The 18,395-nt window shown below is 72.7% G+C and carries 13 protein-coding genes; 5 read left to right on the forward strand and 8 right to left on the reverse strand.

Features of this window, described 5'->3' with window-relative positions; translation table 11 throughout:
- Positions 1–8: 8 nt before the first annotated feature.
- The gene (locus J2X68_RS32830) at positions 9–776 is read right to left on the reverse strand and encodes an Rv3235 family protein (RefSeq protein WP_310436244.1); all 768 of its coding nucleotides are present in this window, start codon (positions 774–776) and stop codon (positions 9–11) included.
- A 334-nt stretch (positions 777–1,110) separates the two neighbouring features.
- Between J2X68_RS32830 and J2X68_RS32835 the strand changes: the two genes are divergently transcribed.
- Together J2X68_RS32835 and J2X68_RS32840 are read left to right on the forward strand one after the other, a co-directional pair.
- On the forward strand, positions 1,111–1,626 hold the full coding sequence (locus J2X68_RS32835) for a DUF6912 family protein (protein WP_310436245.1): 516 nt from the start codon (positions 1,111–1,113) through the stop codon (positions 1,624–1,626).
- A gap of 219 nt (positions 1,627–1,845) precedes the next feature.
- A complete protein-coding gene (locus tag J2X68_RS32840) occupies positions 1,846–2,517 on the forward strand; it encodes an HAD family hydrolase (protein WP_310436246.1) in 672 nt (223 codons plus the stop codon).
- A gap of 248 nt (positions 2,518–2,765) precedes the next feature.
- Here the strand turns inward: J2X68_RS32840 and J2X68_RS32845 are convergent, their stop codons facing one another.
- Positions 2,766–3,332, reverse strand: a complete 567-nt coding sequence (locus tag J2X68_RS32845) for a DJ-1/PfpI family protein (RefSeq protein ID WP_310436247.1) — start codon at positions 3,330–3,332, stop codon at positions 2,766–2,768.
- Between the two features lie 641 nt (positions 3,333–3,973).
- Between J2X68_RS32845 and J2X68_RS32850 the strand changes: the two genes are divergently transcribed.
- Positions 3,974–8,929 (forward strand): NAD-glutamate dehydrogenase, encoded by a 4,956-nt coding sequence (locus J2X68_RS32850; RefSeq protein WP_310436248.1) that lies wholly within the window; start codon positions 3,974–3,976, stop codon positions 8,927–8,929.
- A 102-nt stretch (positions 8,930–9,031) separates the two neighbouring features.
- Here J2X68_RS32850 and J2X68_RS32855 read toward each other — a convergent pair whose 3' ends face one another.
- Both J2X68_RS32855 and J2X68_RS32860 read right to left on the reverse strand, forming a co-directional pair.
- Complete coding sequence (locus tag J2X68_RS32855) at positions 9,032–9,883, reverse strand: ABC transporter ATP-binding protein (RefSeq protein WP_310436249.1); 852 nt, start codon at positions 9,881–9,883, stop codon at positions 9,032–9,034.
- A complete protein-coding gene (locus J2X68_RS32860; RefSeq protein ID WP_310436250.1) occupies positions 9,876–10,793 on the reverse strand; it encodes an ABC transporter permease in 918 nt (305 codons plus the stop codon). The genes J2X68_RS32855 and J2X68_RS32860 overlap by 8 nt, the downstream gene beginning before the upstream one ends.
- A 174-nt stretch (positions 10,794–10,967) precedes the next feature.
- On the opposite strand from J2X68_RS32860, the gene J2X68_RS32865 reads away from it, so the two are divergent.
- Complete coding sequence (locus J2X68_RS32865; protein ID WP_310436251.1) at positions 10,968–11,615, forward strand: TetR/AcrR family transcriptional regulator; 648 nt, start codon at positions 10,968–10,970, stop codon at positions 11,613–11,615.
- Between the two features lie 395 nt (positions 11,616–12,010).
- Here J2X68_RS32865 and J2X68_RS32870 read toward each other — a convergent pair whose 3' ends face one another.
- Entirely contained in the window at positions 12,011–12,523 is a 513-nt protein-coding gene (locus tag J2X68_RS32870; RefSeq protein ID WP_310436252.1) for a MarR family transcriptional regulator, read from the reverse strand.
- 142 nt (positions 12,524–12,665) lie between these two features.
- Here J2X68_RS32870 and J2X68_RS32875 point away from each other — a divergent pair, with 142 nt between their 5' ends.
- The gene (locus J2X68_RS32875) at positions 12,666–13,079 is read left to right on the forward strand and encodes an organic hydroperoxide resistance protein (RefSeq protein ID WP_310436253.1); all 414 of its coding nucleotides are present in this window, start codon (positions 12,666–12,668) and stop codon (positions 13,077–13,079) included.
- Positions 13,080–13,101: 22 nt separating this feature from the next.
- Here J2X68_RS32875 and J2X68_RS32880 read toward each other — a convergent pair whose 3' ends face one another.
- The 3 genes from J2X68_RS32880 to J2X68_RS32890 form a co-directional block, all read right to left on the reverse strand.
- Positions 13,102–14,661, reverse strand: coding sequence for a hypothetical protein (locus J2X68_RS32880; protein ID WP_310436254.1), 1,560 nt, complete (start codon positions 14,659–14,661; stop codon positions 13,102–13,104).
- A gap of 222 nt (positions 14,662–14,883) precedes the next feature.
- Entirely contained in the window at positions 14,884–16,143 is a 1,260-nt protein-coding gene (locus J2X68_RS32885) for a hypothetical protein (RefSeq protein ID WP_310436287.1), read from the reverse strand.
- Between the two features lie 26 nt (positions 16,144–16,169).
- Entirely contained in the window at positions 16,170–18,392 is a 2,223-nt protein-coding gene (locus tag J2X68_RS32890; protein ID WP_310436255.1) for a CDP-glycerol glycerophosphotransferase family protein, read from the reverse strand.
- Positions 18,393–18,395: the final 3 nt, after the last annotated feature.

Consider the following 18,395-nt stretch of genomic DNA (forward strand, 5'->3'; position numbering starts at 1 on the left):
GGGGCGGCTCAGCCGTCCTGGGGGCGGGGCCTGCGGGTGCCGTCGAGTTCCACGGCGGTGCAGCGCCAGCGGCGGTCGGCGCCGAGTTCCAGGCGGAAGGCCATGGCCCGCAGGCGGTCGCCCGCGCTGATGCGGGCGAAGGCCTCGATGGCTCCGGCGCGCGGGACGTAGTAGCCGATGTCCCGGACGACGGGACGGGCGCCCCGGGTGTCGCGCAGCGGGCTGCGTTCGGCGAGGTGGGCCAGGTCGTCGTAGGCATGGCCGACGGTGTGCCGGAGCATGAAGTGCACGGGGCGCCGGCCGGTCAGGACCGCGAGGAGGCGGTCGGCGAAGAGGTCCGTGGGGCGCGGTGGGGAGACGGGGCGGCGGGGGGTCTGGACGGGGACGGCGCCGACGCCCGGGGAGGCGGTGGGGTCCTCGGGGGAGACGGCGGTCCTGGTACCGGGGCCGACTCCGGTACCGGTTCCGGTTCCGGCCCCGGTCGCCTGGGCGGAGCGACCGACTCCGGCCCCGGCGCCGCTCCCGGTGCCCGACCCGGGGCGGGGGGCCGAGTGGTCGGTCAGGGACTGGGGGGCGGTGGGGCGGCCGTCGGCGGGGCGGGTGCGGGTCGGGGCGCCGGTGCCGGGGGGACCGGGCGGCCGGCCGCCGGCGGGCGCCGTGCGGGGCGCGCCGGCGTTCGGGGTGCGGGGCGGGGCGCCCGTCGGGCGGCGCGTGTCACGGCGCCCGGGCGGGCGGGTGCCGGGGTGGTGCTGCGTCCTGGTCATGACCTTGTTCATGGGGTCCCCGTTCGGTGGGCTCGGCTCTACCGGTCGGTAACTTGCCGCTGTGGATCTTGTACGCGGTCGCGGTGCGTGACGGCAAGAAAGCGGAGAGTGCCCTTCGAGGGGTCGGGAAGTTCACCTATCAGGGGTGGTGGGCGATGGTGGAAGCCCGGTGCTGCCGGGGCGGGGAGGGTGAGGGGCAGGGCGCGGGGTTGACGGTCGCAGGGGTGCGGGCGGGGGCCCGAAAGGGGACGGCCGCACGTATCCTGAAGGCCCTCGGGGAGGCGCGGAAACGTGACCCGCCCGGGGTGTCGAGTCCGAGCCCGCGACCACGAAAGAGCGGCCCGCCATGCGCGTCTACGTCCCTCTGACCCTCCCCGGCCTCGCCGAGGCGCACAAGACGGGTGAGCTGGGGGCCGGGCCGCTCGTCGCGTACGCCGTCACGCCCGCGCTGCGCGAGTGGTACGTCTCCGACGACATCGAGGAGCTGGAGTACGCGGCGCTCAGCAGGGCCGCGCTCGCCTCGCTGCGGCTGCTCGCGGCCGATCCGGGCGCCCCGCGCCGCCGGGTCGTGGTCGCGGTCGACGTACCCGACCGCGCGGCCGCCGCGGACCCCAGCCGGGGGCTCGATCCGGCGGCGCTGGGCGAGGTCCGGGTGACGGGCGCCGTGCCGCTGTCCAAGGCGGCCGCGGTGCACGTCGACGCCGGGGACGCGGAGGCGGACGTGACCGCGGCGGCGGAGGCGCTCGCGGCGGCGGACGGCGGGGACGACGACGCGCAGTTCGTCGTCGACGGGGCCGAGGACCATGAGCTGTTGTGGTTCGCCCGGCAGGAGATCCCGACGCTGGTGGGGTCCGACGACTGAGGCCGCCGTGGCTCGGCGCGCACGCCATGGCTGCGTTCGTCCGGGTCGGCTGTCGGCTGCCGCCGGACTGCGCGCCTGCTTGCCCGCCGGCCGGGCCGTTCGGCTGCCGCCCGCTCTTCCTGCCTGGCCTGCCTGCTTGCCTTCGGCCTGGCCGGGCGGTGTCCCGTGACGCTTCGGTCGGCCACTTGATTGTCGGTGGCGGCGGGTACGTTTGCAGGTATGGGGAAGCAGAAAGCGGCGCATATCGTCTGGGACTGGAACGGGACGCTGTTCCACGACAACGACGCGATCATCGGGGCGACGAACGCGGCATTCGTCGAGCTGGGGCTGGAGCCGATCACGCTGGAGCAGTACCGGGCGCTGTACTGCGTGCCGGTGCCGAAGTTCTACGAGCGGCTGATGGGACGGCTGCCCACGGATGCCGAGTGGGAGGTCATGGACGACGTCTTCCACCGGTACTACGCCGAGCACCGGGTGCGGTGCGGGCTCACCGAGGGCGCGGTGGAGCTGCTGACGGGGTGGCGGTCGGCGGGGCACAGCCAGTCCCTGCTGAGCATGTACGTGCACGACGAGCTCGTGCCGCTGGTGCGCGGGTTCGGGATCGAGCCGCACTTCGTACGGGTCGACGGGCGGACCGGGCCCTCCGGGGGCAGCAAGGCCGAGCACATGGTGCGGCACCTCCAGGCGCTGACCGGGGTGCAGGCGGCGCGCACGGTGGTGATCGGGGACGCCGCCGACGACGCGGTGGCCGCGTTGCACGTGGGCGCGCGGGCGGTCCTGTACACCGGCGGGTCGCACAGCCGGGCCAGCCTGGAGGTGGTCGGGGTGCCGGTGGTGGACACGCTGGGGGAGGCGGTGGAGGTCGCGGGGCGGTTGGCCGCGGCTGCGTAGAGGGGCAAGGGGTGCCGCCTCGCGGGCCGTGCCCCACCCGCCCCCGCACAGGTGCGGCACCCCTGAGGCGCGGCACCCCTGAGACGCGGCACCCCTGAGACGCGGCACCCGATCCGAGGGCGGGGTGGGGCCGGTCGGCCGTCGCCGGTCCCGGCGTTCTGGGGGCCGGGCGTTCCGGGGTCCGGCGGTCGGGGGGCCGGGCGTTCCGGGGTCCGGCGGTCGGGGGGCCGGGTGGGGCGGGGGTCAGGTCATGTCACCGGTGCCTTGGCGCGCAGCACCGTCAGGAACTCGCGCATCCACGCCGGGTGGTCCGGCCAGGCGCGGGCGGACACCAGGGTGCCGTCGACCACTGCCTCGGTGTCCTGGAAGGTGGCGCCGGCCGACTGCATGTCGAGCTCCAGCGCCGGGTATGCCGTGACGCGTCGGCCGTGGAGGGCGTCGGCGGCCGCGGTGAGCAGGGGGCCGTGGCAGATCTGGGCGACCGGTTTGTCGGCGTCGAAGAACGACTTGAGGATCTTGCGGAGTTCGGGGTCGTTGCGGAGGTACTCGGGGGCCCGGCCGCCGGGGATGACGACGGCGGCGTACTGGCCGGGGTCGACCTCGGAGAAGGCGAGGTCGGCGGGCCAGGTGTAGCCGGGCTTCTCGGTGTAGGTGTCGAAGCCGGGCTCGAAGTCGTGGACGACGAACTGGAGCTTCTTGCGGGTGGGGGCGGCGATATGGACCTCGTAGCCCTCCTCGCGGAGGCGCTGGTAGGGGTAGAGGACTTCCAGGGACTCCGCTGCGTCGCCGGTGACGATGAGGATCTTCGCGGTCATGGTGGGCGGCTCCTCTCGGGCGGGGCGTTGCCAGGGACAACGTGCCTCTTGGGGGTGGGCTTGCCAAGAGGGGGGCGCTTTCAGCGTCCCGCGCGGTGGGGCCGGCGTCGACTTTTCTCGCCCCCAGCGCCCCTACCCGTCCCGTCCGAGGAACTGCGCCCCTTCCACCCCCTCAGAGGCCCGCCCCCTTCCCACGCCCGGGCCCGATTCGCCTCTGTGCAGAACGGCAAAGTTATGGGCTGTCTTTTGTACACATACGGCTCATGACGGGAGGCCCGGGAGGGGCGATAGCCTTGGTGGCGTGATCAGCGCGATAGCTTGCGGGGGCATCGTCGCCCCTGCCCTGCGCCCGGTGTGTGCGGACCATCTCCGCAGCCGGGCGGCGGACGCTGGTCGGCGCGGGCGGGACGGGGCCGAGAGGGCCCCCAGGACGCCGTGCACCCCCCGGATGCGGTCGACGCGGAGAGCAGCGTCACACCCGGGAGTGGTGTCGAGAATGGCCGATAACCCCCCGCTCATCTCACCTTGCGGCATAGCGTCGGAGCAGACCGGAGACCCCGGGCCGTGGCGTCGAGCCGCAGGGGAAGAGACCGTACTTCCTTCTACGTCACGCAACGGCGCGCGACAGGAGCCAGAGGACAATGCAGACCAAGCTGGACGAAGCCAAGGCCGAGCTGCTCGAGAGGGCGGCGCGGGTCGCTGAGAACAGCCCGGTCGGGGGGCACCTACCGACTGGGACGACGAGCGAGGGCACTCCGGGGACCCCGGACCACGCCACCCTCCTCGCGTTCCTCCAGCGCTACTACCTGCACACCGCTCCGGAGGACCTGAGCGGCCGTGACCCGGTCGACGTCTTCGGAGCCGCGCTCTCGCACTACCGGCTGGCCGAGAACCGGCCGCAGGGGACGGCCAACGTACGGGTCCACACGCCGACCGTCGAGGAGAACGGCTGGACGTGCAGCCACTCGGTCGTCGAGGTCGTCACCGACGACATGCCGTTCCTCGTCGACTCCGTCACCAACGAGCTGACCCGGCAGGGGCGGGGGATCCACCTCGTCATCCACCCGCAGGTCGTCGTGCGGCGCGATGTGACCGGCAAGCTCATCGAGGTGCTCAGCGCCCCGCCCGTCGCCGCCGACCTGCCGCACGACGGGCACGTCGAGTCGTGGATCCACGTCGAGATCGACCGTGAGACCGACCGGGCCGACCTGAAGCAGATCACCGCCGACCTGCTGCGCGTCCTGTCCGACGTCCGGGAGGCCGTCGAGGACTGGGAGAAGATGCGGGACACCGCGCTGCGGGTCGCCGATCACCTCCAGGAGGAGCCCGTCCCCGGCGATCTGGCGCGGCCCGAGGTCGAGGAGGCCCGTGAGCTGCTGCGCTGGCTGGCCGCCGACCACTTCACGTTCCTCGGCTACCGCGAGTACCAGCTGCGCGGGGACGACTCCCTCGCCGCCGTTCCCGGGACCGGGCTCGGCATCCTGCGCTCCGACCCGCAGCACGCCGACGCGGACAGCCACCACGCCCACCCCGTCAGCCCCTCCTTCGAGCGGCTGCCCGCCGACGCCCGCGCCAAGGCGCGTGAGCACAAGCTGCTGGTGCTGACCAAGGCGAACAGCCGGGCCACCGTGCACCGGCCCTCCTACCTCGACTACGTCGGCGTGAAGAAGTTCGACCAGGACGGGAACGTGGTCGGGGAGCGCCGGTTCCTCGGGTTGTTCTCCTCCGCCGCCTACACCGAGTCCGTGGTCCGGGTGCCGGTCGTGCGGCGCAAGGTCGAGGCCGTGCTGAAGGGCGCCGGGTTCTCGCCCAACAGCCACGACGGGCGCGACCTGCTCCAGATCATGGAGACCTACCCGCGCGACGAGCTCTTCCAGACGCCGGTGGACGAACTGCGCTCCATCGTCACGTCCGTCCTCTACCTCCAGGAGCGCCGCCGGCTGCGGCTGTACCTGCGCCAGGACGAGTACGGCCGCTACTACTCGGCGATCGTCTACCTGCCCCGCGACCGGTACACCACGGGTGTGCGGCTGCGGATCATCGACATCCTCAAGGAGGAGCTGGGCGGGACGAACGTCGACTTCACCGCCTGGAACACCGAGTCCATCCTGTCCCGGCTGCACTTCGTCGTGCGGGTCCCGCAGGGCACCGAGCTGCCGGAGCTGTCCGACGCCGACAAGGAGCGCATCGAGGCGCGGCTGGTCGAGGCGGCGCGTTCCTGGGCCGACGCGTTCCAGGAGGCGCTCACCGCCGAGCTCGGCGAGGAGCGGGCGGCCGAGCTGCTGCGGCGCTACAACAACGCTTTCGCCGAGGGGTACAAGGCCGACCACAGCCCGCGTGCCGCGGTCGCCGACCTCTGCCACCTGGAGCGGCTCACCGAGGAACGGAACTTCTCGCTCAGCCTGTACGAGCCGGTGGGCGCCGCGCCCGGCGAGCGCCGCTTCAAGATCTACCGCAAGGGCGACGCGATCTCGCTGTCGGCCGTGCTGCCGGTCCTGAACCGGCTCGGCGTCGAGGTGATCGACGAGCGGCCGTACGAATTGCGCTGCGCGGACCGCAGCAACGCCTGGATCTACGACTTCGGTCTGCGCATCCCCAAGTCGCTGGCCGGTCCCGGTGGGGACTTCCTCGGTGACGACGGGCGCGAGCGGTTCCAGGAGGCGTTCTCGGCGACCTGGACCGGCAAGGCGGAGAACGACGGGTTCAACGCGCTGGTGCTGGGCGCCGGGCTGCACTGGCGGCAGGCGATGGTGCTGCGCGCGTACGCCAAGTACCTGCGCCAGGCCGGGTCCACGTTCAGCCAGGACTACATGGAGGACACCCTCCGGACCAACGTCCACACCACCCGGCTGCTCGTGTCGCTGTTCGAGGCGCGGATGTCGCCGGACCGTCAGCGCGCCGGGCACGAGATCGTCGACGCGCTGCTGGAGGAGCTGGACGCCGCTCTGGACCAGGTGGCGTCGCTCGACGAGGACCGGATCCTGCGGTCCTTCCTCACCGTCATCAAGGCGACCCTGCGGACGAACTTCTTCCAGGAGAGCGCGGGCGGCGAGCCGCACGACTACGTCTCCATGAAGTTCGACCCGCAGGCCATCCCGGACCTGCCGGCGCCCCGGCCGGCGTTCGAGATCTGGGTGTACTCGCCGCAGGTGGAGGGCGTGCACCTGCGGTTCGGGAAGGTCGCGCGCGGTGGTCTGCGCTGGTCGGACCGGCGCGAGGACTTCCGCACCGAGGTGCTGGGCCTGGTGAAGGCGCAGATGGTGAAGAACACCGTCATCGTGCCGGTCGGCGCGAAGGGCGGCTTCGTCGCCAAGCAGCTGCCCGACCCGGCGGTGGACCGTGACGCGTGGCTGGCCGAGGGCATCTCCAGCTACAAGACGTTCATCTCGGCGCTGCTCGACATCACGGACAACATGGTCGGCGGGGAGGTCGTGCCGCCGGCCGACGTCGTGCGGCACGACGAGGACGACACCTATCTGGTGGTCGCCGCCGACAAGGGCACGGCGACGTTCTCCGACATCGCCAACCAGGTCGCCGAGTCGTACAACTTCTGGCTCGGGGACGCCTTCGCGTCGGGCGGCTCGGCCGGTTACGACCACAAGGGCATGGGCATCACCGCGCGCGGCGCCTGGGAGTCCGTGAAGCGGCACTTCCGGGAGCTGGGCGTGAACACGCAGGCCGAGGACTTCACGGTCGTCGGCATCGGTGACATGTCGGGTGACGTGTTCGGCAACGGCATGCTGCTCAGCGAGCACATCCGGCTGGTCGCCGCCTTCGACCACCGGCACATCTTCATCGACCCGAACCCGGACGCGGCGACCTCGTACGCCGAGCGCCGCCGGCTGTTCGAGCTGCCCCGCTCCAGCTGGGCCGACTACAACGGCGAGCTGATCTCCGCCGGCGGCGGCGTCTTCCCGCGTACGGCGAAGGCGATCCCGGTCAACGGCCACATCCGTGAGGCGCTGGGCATCGAGGCGGGCGTCACCAAGCTGACCCCGGCCGACCTGATGAAGGCGATCCTGCGGGCCCAGGTGGACCTGCTGTGGAACGGCGGCATCGGCACGTACGTGAAGTCCGGCGCGGAGTCGAACGCCGACGTCGGCGACAAGGCCAACGATCCGATCCGGGTGGACGGCGCCGACCTGCGCGTCAAGGTCGTCGGCGAGGGCGGCAACCTGGGCCTGACCCAGCTCGGCCGGATCGAGTTCGCGCTGCACGGCGGCAAGATCAACACGGATGCCATCGACAACAGCGCGGGCGTGGACACCTCCGACCACGAGGTGAACATCAAGATCCTGCTCAACGGTCTGGTCGCCGAGGGGGACATGACCGTCAAGCAGCGCAACAAGCTGCTCGCGGAGATGACCGACGAGGTCGGCGCTCTCGTCCTGCGCAACAACTACGCGCAGAACACGGCGATCGCCAACGCCCTCGCGCAGTCCAAGGACATGCTCCACGCCCAGCAGCGCTTCATGCGTCATCTGGTCAGGGAGAAGCACCTGGACCGGGCCCTGGAGTTCCTGCCCACCGACCGGCAGATCCGTGAGCGTCTCGGCGCGGGCCAGGGCCTGACCAGCCCGGAGACGGCCGTCCTGATGGCCTACACGAAGATCACGGTGTCGGACGAGCTGCTGGACACCTCGCTGCCGGACGACCTGTACCTGCGCGGCCTGCTGCACGCCTACTTCCCGACGGCGTTGCGCGAACGGTTCCCCGAGGGCATCGACAGCCACCCGCTGCGCCGCGAGATCACCACGACGGTCCTGGTCAACGACACGGTCAACACGGGCGGTACGACGTATCTGCACCGGCTGCGGGAGGAGACCGGCGCCTCGCTGGAGGAGATCGTGCGGGCCCAGACCGCGGCGCGGGCGATCTTCCGCTCGTCGCCGGTGTGGGACGCGGTGGAGGGTCTCGACAACCAGGTCGAGGCCGACGTCCAGACCCGTATCCGGCTGCACTCGCGGCGGCTGGTCGAGCGCGGTACGCGCTGGCTGCTGAACAACCGGCCGCAGCCGCTCCAGCTCGCCGAGACCGTCGACTTCTTCGCCGAGCGCGTCGAGCAGGTGTGGTCGCAGCTGCCGAAGCTGCTGCGGGGCGCCGACCTGGAGTGGTGGCAGCGGATCCACGACGAGCTGGCCGACGCCGGGGTCCCGGACGAGCTGGCCACCCGGGTGGCCGGGTTCTCCTCGGCCTTCCCGGCGCTGGACATCGTCTCGGTGGCGGACCGCATGGGGCGCGACCCGCTGGACGTCGCCGAGGTGTACTACGACCTCGCCGACCGTCTGCACATCGCGCAGCTCATGGACCGCATCATCGAGCTGCCGCGCGCCGACCGCTGGCAGTCCATGGCCCGCGCCTCCATCCGCGAGGACCTGTACGCGGCCCACGCGGCGCTGACGGCGGACGTGCTGGCCGTCGGCAACGGCACGTCGACGCCCGAGCAGCGGTTCGAGGCCTGGGACGAGAAGAACGCGGCGATCCTGGGCCGGGCGCGCACCACGCTGGAGGAGATCCAGAGCTCGGAGACGTTCGACCTGGCCAACCTGTCGGTGGCCATGCGCACGATGCGCACGCTGCTGCGGACGCACTCGTAGGAGCCTGGAGGCACGAGGGCTCCGGGGACACCGGAGCCCGGGAGACAGGGGTGCCCCCGCGCCGCGACGGCTCGGGGGCACCCCTGTTCGTCTGCCGGTCCGTCAGGCGGGCTTGGCCTTGGGCTTCTTCTTCTTGTCGCCGGTGAACGCCTCGTACGCCTCCAGGACTTCCTCCGTCGGGCCGTCCATGCGCAGTTCGCCGCGCTCCAGCCACAGCACCCGGTCGCAGGTGTCGCGGATCGCGGCGTTGCTGTGGCTGACGAGGAAGACGGTGCCGGCGTGCGCGCGCATCTCCTGGATGCGTTCCGCCGAACGTGCCTGGAACCGGGCGTCGCCGGTCGACAGCGCCTCGTCGATGAGCAGGACGTCGTGGTCCTTGGCGGCGGCGATGGAGAAGCGCAGCCGGGAGCCCATGCCGGAGGAGTAGGTGCGCATCGGCAGGGAGATGAAGTCGCCCTTCTCGTTGATGCCGGAGAAGTCGACGATCTCCTGGTAGCGCTCCTTGATCTGCTCGCGGGTCATCCCCATGGCGAGTCCGCCCAGGTAGACGTTGCGTTCGCCGGTCAGATCGCCCATCAGGGCGGCGTTGACGCCGAGCAGGGAGGGCTGGCCGTCGGTGTAGATCTTGCCGTTCTCCACCGGCTGGAGGCCCGCGATCCCCTTGAGCAGGGTCGACTTGCCGGAGCCGTTGGTGCCGATGAGGCCGATCGCCTCGCCCTTGTACGCGACGAAACTGACGTTCTTGACGGCGTGCACCATGCGCATGCCGGCGGCCTTCTGGGCCTGGCGGGGGCGCAGGATGCGGTTGAGGGCGGCCGTCGCACTGCCCCGGCCGCTGCCGGTGCCGTTGACCCGGTAGACGATGTCGACGCCGTCCGCGATGACGGTGGGGGCCCGCTCGTCGACGGGCTCGGTGGGCGCGGTGGGCGCGGTGCGCGTTGCGTTCTCAGCCACGGCCGTACGTCTCCTCTGCCTTCCAGAAGTAGATGAAGCCGCCGACGCCGGCGAGCAGTGCCCAGCCGGTCGCGACCAGCCACACGTGGGGCGGCAGCTGGTCCGCGTGGAAGCTGTCGATCAGCGCGAAGCGCATCAGGTCGATGTAGACGGCGGCGGGGTTGGCCCGCAGCAGGTCGGCGATCCAGGCCGGCATGCCCTGGTGCTTCTCGAGCAGGTTGTCGATGCTCCACATCACGCCCGAGATGTACATCCAGGTGCGCAGGATGAACGGCATCAGCTGGGAGATGTCCGGGGTGTTCGCGCCGAGCCGGGCCAGGATCATCGAGACGCCGGCGTTGAAGACGAACTGGAGGGTCAGGGCCGGGAGGACGAGGACCCAGGACAGCGCCGGCGGCACGCCCACGGCGAACAGGATGATCAGCAGGGCGGCCATCGAGAACAGCAGCTGCTGGAGCTGCTGGAGGCAGAACGAGATCGGCAGGGCGGCCCGGGGGAAGTGCAGGGCCCGCACCAGGCCGATGCTGCCGCCGATGGCCCGGGTGCCCGCCATGATCGAGCTCTGCGTGAACGTCCAGACGAACACGCCCGTGACCAGGAACGGGATGAAGTCCGCGACGCCCTTCTTGGTCTCCAGCAGGACGCCGAAGATGAAGTAGTAGACCGCCGCGTTCAGCAGCGGGGTCATCACCTGCCACACCTGGCCCAGCTTCGCCTGGCTGTACTGGGCGGTGAGCTTGGCGGTGGCGAACGCGGTGATGAAGTGGCGGCGCGCCCAGAGCTGGCGGATGTACTCGGGCAGGGACGGGCGGGCGCCGCTGACCGTGAGGCCGTGACGGGCGGCCAGAGCCGCGAGGTCGCCGTGGGGGGCGGCCTGTGTCTGGGGCGGTGTGTGGAGGACCTGACTCACATCCGCTGCTTTCGCTCGGGGAAGGGGGGTGCGGGCGGCGGCGTTTCCGTGGCCGCCCGACGTTTTCCTTACGCTTTTCTTTACGTTTTCTTACGTCGGGACGGGACCGTATCGTCGCAACGTGAGAGTAGGCCGATTCGTCGTCGGAACGCAACCGTTTCGTCGTCACGCCCTATGCTGGTCCGTATGACGCAGAACGCGACGAACGCCGATGGACCCCAGGTGCGCCCGCGCCGCCGGGCCCCCGCGGGCGCGGCCGTGCTCCGCGAGGATGTGACGGAGGCCATCCGGGCCGCCGTGTTCGAGGAGCTGGCGACCGTCGGCTATGCGCGGATGTCCATCGAGGGCATCGCCCGGCGTGCCGGGGTGGGCAAGACCGCGGTGTACCGGCGCTGGCGCTCCAAGCTGCACCTGGTCCTCGACATCGTCTCGGTGATAGCCGTGCAGGGCCTGCCGGCCCCGGAGACGGGCAGCCTGGAGGGCGACCTGCGCATGCTCTACGAGGTGAGCTCGCGGGCCCTGCGGCACCCGGTGGCCTCGCAGATCATCCCCGACCTCCAGGCCGAGGCGGCCCGCAACCCGGACATCGCCGAGGCCTTGCAGAAGGCGCTGAAGCAGGGGCAGGACGAGGTCGCGCTGAAGATCGTGGCGGCGGCGGAGCGGCGCGGCGAGGTCCGCGAGGGGCTGGACGAGGAGCTGGCGCTCGATCTGATCTCGGGCCCCCTCTACTGGCGGTCGGTGGTGATCCGCAGCCCGAAGCTGCCCAAGGGCTACCTGGGCGCGCTGGCCCGTGCGACCACCGAGGCGATCAAGGCGCTGTGAGCGGCGCGGACGCCGTGACGGGGGTCGGGACGGCATGAGGGCCGTGCCGGCCGAGGAGGCCCTGCCCGGGGAGCGCCCGGTCCTGCTGCCTGCCCCGTGACGAGGGGCCGCGGGTCACCGGGCGGCGGCCGTACGGCTTTCGGGTGGTGGCAGCCGTGCCGCACCTCCCGCGCGACGCGTCCGGCGAGCACGGGCGGGGCGTCGTGCGCGAGCAGCCACGGCATCCCGGCGCGGGCGGCCGGCCGGGCCGGGGCCAGGGCCGCGAGGGCGGGGACGGCGGGGACGGCGGGGAGGGCGCGAAGACGGCGGCGTCTCGGCACGCGCGGATCGCAGATCGGGCGAGACCTCAGGAACTCATCGGTGCCGAACTGCCCGCCCGTGACGCGAACGGTCCGTCATCCGCGCTCCTGCTCCTCCGCCGGGGCCGCCTCCGCCAGGGCCGCCGCGTCGAGGGCCGAGGTGAGCTGGTCGAGGTGGTCGCGCAGATCCTGGATCTCGTCCAGGCCGAAGCCGGTCGCCGCGACGATCCGGTGCGGCACCTGCAGCGCCCGCCCGCGCAGGGCCGCGCCCTCCTCGGTGAGCCGGATCTCCACCGAGCGCTCGTCGCGCGCGCTGCGTTCCCTGCGCACCAGGCCGGCCGCCTCCAGCCGCTTGAGCAGCGGCGAGAGCGTGCCGGAGTCGAGGCGGAGGTGTTCGCCGAGCTTCTTGACGGGCAGTTCCCCGTGTTCCCACAGGACCAGCAGCACCAGGTACTGCGGGTAGGTCAGCCCGAGTTCTTTGAGGATCACGCGGTAGACGCCGTTGAAGGCGCGCGAGGCGGCGTGCAGGGAGAAGCAGATCTGGCTGTCCAGGCGGAGCCAGTTCTCCTCGGCGTCCTGCTGCGCTGCGGGTGGAGGCGTCGCGGTCATGGCTCCAGGGTAGCTCTGGTGAGCCATTTAATTGTGCACAACTGAGTTGTGTGCTCTACTTATCTCCGTGAGGCGGTCCGGACGCGAACAGCGCGAGGGCCGGCCACCCCCCGACACGACTTCCGAGAGGGATGGTTCATCCATGGACGCGCTCTACACCGCAGTCGCCACCGCCACCCACGGCCGCGACGGTCGCACCGTCTCCTCCGACGGCAAGATCGACCTCCAGCTGGCCCCGCCGGTGGAGCTGGGCGGCAACGGTCAGGGCACCAACCCCGAGCAGCTCTTCGCCGCCGGTTACGCGGCCTGCTTCGGCAGCGCCCTCGGTCTCGTCGGCCGCCAGGCGAAGGTCGACGTCACCGACGCCGCCGTGACCGCCGAGGTCGGCATAGGCAAGCAGGGCGAGGGCTTCGGCCTCAAGGTGACGCTGCGCGTCGAACTGCCCGACGGCCTGGACGAGGCGACCGGCCGCAAGCTGGTCGAGACCGCCCACCAGGTCTGCCCCTACTCCAACGCCACCCGCGGCAACATCGAGGTCGACCTCGTCATCGAGTAGCCGCCGGCCGCCTCCGGGCGGTTCAGCGGGTCCCGACCCGCGCCAGCACCTCCCCCGTCCGCCTGCTCCACGCCACCACCACGGCCTCCTCGGGCACCGGGTGCCGGCGCGTCAGCAGCAGCCAGCGGATGCGGTAGCGGTGGGCGATCCCCACCCGCTCGGCGCGGGTCGACCCGAGGGAGAGATAGGTGCGCACGTCCGCGAGCCGCCGCAGCCGCTCCCGCTCGTCCAGGGCCGCGTCCGGCCAGGCCGGCGCGGCCAGGTTCGGCCCGTACCCGGCGATCGTGTGGACCGCGTAGTACCCGTCGGTGACCACCACCTCGCCGGGTTTGATGTGCCGCGCCGCCCAGTCGTACGCGGGCCAGCGCGGCGGCGGCGCGAAGCCGACCGGATCCAGCGCGCGCGGCACGACCGCCCCCGCCTGCACCGTGAGGAAGCCGAGGCAGGCCGCGCCCGCCGCGACCACGCCCAGCACCCGTCGACCCACCCGCCAGGGCCGGGGCGCCGCCAGCTCCACGGCCAGGGCGAACTGGAGCGGCACCAGGGTGAGCCCGAGGATCCGCCCGCAGGTGTAGTGGCCGCTGACGAAGCCGTACGCCACCACCAGGCACTCCAGGACGAACATCAGCACCAGCGGGTCGCGCACCGAGCGGCGGCCCCGCGCCCAGAGCGCCGGCACCCCCAGCAGCGCCAGCCAGAAATGGCCCACGAGCCCGTCGTAGAGCCGCCGGTGCATCGCGTCCACACTGCCGTCCCCGGCCAGCCCGAACACGTCGAAGTACGGCCAGGCCGCGGCCACCAGCAGCGCCACGGCCGCCGCCACCGCCCACCGGGCGGCCACCGCGGCCCGCCATCCCCGCTGCCACCCCACGACGAAGGCCGCGCCCCCGCAGACCGCCGCGACCGCCGTGATCGGATGCACCAGCAGGATCACCCCGTACAGCACGCCCAGGGCCGCGTACCCCGGGTAGCCGCGCAGTCCGCCGGGGCCCACGTAGCGCACCCGGCGCGGGTCACGCGCGCGCGTGCCCGCCAGGGCCCACGCCCAGAAGGTGAGCCCGATGGCGAAGGTCGACGGGTAGCCGAGGTTGCCGGTCATCGACATCAGGCCCAGATAGCCGCTCCACCAGGCCCGCTCGGTGCCCCACAGCAGCGTCATCGCCGCCAGACCCAGCACCGGCGCCCACGGGCGCGGCGTCAGCACGCGCGTGAAGCGGCCGATGCCGGTCAGCAGCACCAGCAGGTTCACCGGACCGGCGACCCGCAGCACCGCCCAGCCCGTCAGCCCGCTCACCCGGGCGAACGCGCCCTCCGCCACCGCGTACGGCGAGTAGTAGGGGCTGCCCGCACCCGGCAGATCGCCCATCGGGTGCCGCGGGTCCAGCAGACGGTCCTTCAGACGCTCGACGACCGCCGCGTGCTGGCCGGCGTCGCAGCACTGCGGCACCCGCCAGTACGCCAGCGACATCAGCAGCCAGAACAGGAAACCGAAGGCCTGGTACGGCGTCGGCCGCCACCCCCGCCCGCCGCGCAGCGCCGTCACCCCGAGCGCGGGCCGCCGGATCAGGACACCGGAGCTCACCGGACCGCACCCGACCGGGCCGCGCCGTGGCCGACCGCACCGGACCGGGCCGCACCGGACCGGGCCGCACCGGGGAGGGTCGCGTCGGGGAGGGGCGCGTCGGGGAGGGAGTCGAACGGGGAACCGGGCCGGGAACGCGACACCGCACCGCACCGGGGTCCGGGCTGGGCAAAGAAGGGCATTGGCCATACCTTCCCGTCCGGTCAACGGCCTTGCCGGAAGTCACCTCAAGGAGTGAGCCCGTTCGGAGCCTTCTTGGGCCGGCAGGGCCACCCGCCCCCGCAGCACCGGCTCCAGCAGCAGCGGCACACCCAGCACCGGCAGCAGCCACGCCAGCACGATCAGCCGGTCGCCCCAGATGGTGATGTCCGGATGTCCGGCCTGCGTCAGGACCCCGGTGCCGGCCGCGCCGAGCACGAAGACGCCGAACGCCCGCCGCCGCCCCCGCGCGACCCCCCAAGCCCCGGCCGCGAGCGCGGCCGCGAACAGCGGCTGCCACAGCTGCCGGCGCAGCCACTCCACCCAGAAGTTCCCCTGCAGCCGCAGGAACTCCGGCCACACGTCCGCGCGGTCGGGCCGGGCGAAGTGGTCGGTCAGCAGATCCTGGAGACTCTCCGACCCGGACGGCCAGTGCAGCAGCCTCGCCAGCACCAGCGTTCCCAGCACCCCGGAACCACCCACGACGGCCACCGTGACCACTGCGGACCCCGGCGGGCGGCCGCGCCGCCGGCGCCGTACGGCGATCAGCGCGCCCGCGCCCGCCAGACCCAGCCCGAGGAACAGCGCCTGCGAGTGCTTGACGGCGAACAGCGCGGCCAGCGAACCGCCCACCAGCCACGCCCCGGCCCGTACCGCGCCGTCCAGCGCCAGCGCGCACCCCCACACCGCCGTCAGCGTCAGCGCCAGCATCAGGCCCTCGCTCATCGGGCGCATGGCGGTCGTCCCGCACGGCAGCACGTAGTAGAGGGCCTGCCCGGTCAGACAGACGGCCGTCGGCGCGCGCCGGGTCCGCAGGATCAGGAACACCAGCACCCCGCCCGCCGCCGTCACCGCGACACCCGCCAGCCACACGCCCCAGGTCACGCCGAACAAGGTGACGAACGGCAGCAGGAACACCGGGTAGCCGGGGCGCGCCTCGAAGATCCGCATGAAACGCTCCGGCATGAACGGCGCGGTGTGCCCGCCGGTCTGCCCCGCCCGCAGCCTCGCCCCGACGGTGCGCCACTCCCGCTTCCGGCACTCGGCGTCCACCCGGCGGCCGGGGTCGGGAGCGTCGAAGCGGAGCACGTCCACGCTCTGCCGGCGGGCCGCCCGCGAGGCCTCGCCCGCGCAGACGTAGGCGATGGTCGCGGCCGCCGCCTCGCGCTTGCCCTCGCCGCGCAGACTCAGCGCGTACGACAGGTAGTTCTTGCTGTCCGGGGTGTCCCGGCCGGTCACGTTCGCGAGCTGGAGCAGCGCGAACACGGCGGCCAGGACCAGCACCCAGGTGCGCGGCCGCGGGGGAGCCGTCACGTCGACGCGAGCAGATCGCGGGCGCCGGCCGGTCCGGGAACCCGCGCGACGACGGCGGGCCCCTCGGGGAACTCCTCGCCCAGCAGCAGCCGCCGCACGACCCGCTCGGCGGCCCGCCCGTCGTCGTAGGCGCAGAACCGCTCCCGGAAACCCGCCCGCAGCCGCGCCGACTCCTCGTCGCGCCAGCTCCCGGAGGCCAGCAGCCACGCCAGTTCCCGGTAGGTGCGCGCGACATGGCCGGGCGCGTCGGCGGTGACGTCGAAGTAGGCGCCCCGGCTCGCCGTGTACGCGGCCCAGTCGTCGGCGTGCACGACGATCGGCCGGTCCAGGTTGGCGTAGTCGAACATCAGGGCCGAGTAGTCGGTGATCAGCACGTCGGAGGCCAGCATGACGTCCTCGACGTGCGGCTCGTCCGTCGCGTCCACCAGCACCCCGCGCCGGTGCAGGTCGGCCAGGCCCGCCCCGCGCGCCGGACCGGTGGCCAGCGACGGGTGCAGCCGTACGACGAGGGTGTGCCCCTCGCCCAGGTCGGCGGCGAGCCGGGCCGGGTCGAACCGGTCGACGTGTCCGCCGCGCACATAGTCGCGGCGGGTCGGCGCGTACAGCACGACCGTGTCGCCGGCCGGGATGCCGAGCCGGGCGCGGACCGCGAGACCCGCCTGCGCGCCGGCGTTCACCAGCACGTCGTTGCGCGGGCTCCCGGACCGCACCGACGTGAAGTGGCACGGGTACGCCCGCTCCCACACCAGCTCGGAGTGCTGGTTGGCGACCAGGCTGTAGTCCCAGCGGTCGGCGCGGCGCAGCATCTGCGGCACGTCCACGCCGTGCCGGGCGCCGGGCCGCCGGAGCAGGTCGGCCGCCATGTACTTCAGCGGGGTGCCCTGGTGGGTGTGGATGTGGACGCTGCCCGGCCGTTTGGCCAGGGCGCCCGGCCAGTTGACGTTGTTGACGAAGAAGCCGGCCCGCGCGGCGACGCGCCGGTAGGCGGGGGAGTCGAGCAGGACGTGCTCCACGCCCGCCGGCAGCCGCTCGGCCGTCTCCTCGTCCCGCACCACCCACACCCCGCGCAGCTGCGGTGCGATCTCCCGCGCCTTCGTGTAGACGGCTCCCGGATCGCCGAGCACGCCCCGGTGCGAGAACGCCGAGTACAGGACGAGCCGCGGGTCCGGCGGGCGGTGCCCGCGCACGGCGCCCGGCACCCGGCGCAGCCGCCCGGCCGCCGCCCGGCCCGCCTGCCCGCCGCGCCGGGCGGCTTCCCGGCCCGCCTGCGCGGCCCTCCGCCTGATCCGGTAGGCCGCGTAGCCGCCCTCCAGGGAGCGGAGTCCGGCGGGCACCGGCTCACCGGCGGGCTTGTGGCGGGCGAACAGCTCGGCCGTGCGGCGGAAGAACTCGCCCTTGTCGGCGGGCGGCAGCCGGTCCGGCTTGGCGAGGATGTCGAGACAGTGCTCGCCCATCTTGCGGTGCAGGTACGGCCGCCAGCCCGCCAGTTCCGGACGGGAGTCGACGAAGGCGAAGACCCGCTCGTACTGGTCGTGGATGTCGAAGTGCTTGCGGCTGGTGGTGGACAGGATGTTGCCCTGCCGCCGCTGTCGGTAGTGGAGGCAGATCCGGTCCAGGGCGGCGATCCGCTCCGCGCTGAGCATGACCGGGAACGTCCAGGGCGTGTCCTCGTAGTAGCCGGGCGGGAAGGAGAACCCGTTCCGCCCGACGAACTCCCGCCGGTAGACCTTGTTCCACACGACCATCAACAGGTCGAGGATCTCGGGCCGTTCGGCGGCCGTGAAGGTGCCGTCCCCGGCCTCGGCGAGGACATGGGCGAGGGCGTTCCTGCGGGTGCCGCCCCACCAGTAGGTGCGCGCGTAGTCGAAGACCAGCACGTCCGGGTCGCCGGCCTCGTCGAGCCGGTCGGCCATCGCGCCCAGCGCGCCCGGGGTGAGGGTGTCGTCGCTGTCGAGGAAGAACAGGTAGTCGCCGCCCGCGAGCGGCATGCCGGCGTTGCGGGCGCGGCCGAGGCCGGCGTTCTCCGGCAGGTGCAGGACCCGGACACGGTCGTCGCGGGCCGCGTACTCGTCGAGGATCGCGCCGCAGCCGTCGGGTGAGCGGTCGTCGACGGCGATCACCTCGATGTCCCGGTACGACTGCTCCAGGACCGAGTCGAGACACTCGCGCAGGAAGCCCTGCACCTTGAAACAGGGGACGATGATGCTGAAGCGGGGCACTGC

Source organism: Streptomyces sp. 3330, assembly GCF_031456635.1.
Lineage (GTDB): Bacteria > Actinomycetota > Actinomycetes > Streptomycetales > Streptomycetaceae > Streptomyces.